General features: G+C 57.4%; 1 protein-coding gene. It reads left to right on the plus strand.

The features are described from left to right. Positions 1–270: hypothetical protein (locus HJW02_RS13005; RefSeq protein ID WP_208050678.1), on the plus strand; the 270-nt coding region annotated here is incomplete at both ends.

The following is a 270-nucleotide window of genomic DNA, read 5'->3' on the forward strand; positions in this document are numbered from 1 at the left end:
CATCAGGACCTCGACAGGTATCTGGGAAATCAGTTACGACGCCAACGACCGCCCCATCGTCTTCACCAGCCAGGATGGCAGAACAACCATCACCTGCGGCTACGACTACCGAGGAAGGCGCTTCGAGAAGAAGGCCACCGTCAATGGGGCAGTATCCAGCCATTGCTGGTTCCTGTACCGGGACTATTTGCAGGTAGCCGAGCTGGATTTGACGCATCCCGAACCTTTGCTGGTAAAGAGCTACCTGTGGGACCCGACGGAACCCATGGC

Source organism: Akkermansia sp. GGCC_0220, assembly GCF_017566105.1.
Classification (GTDB): domain Bacteria; phylum Verrucomicrobiota; class Verrucomicrobiia; order Verrucomicrobiales; family Akkermansiaceae; genus Akkermansia; species Akkermansia massiliensis.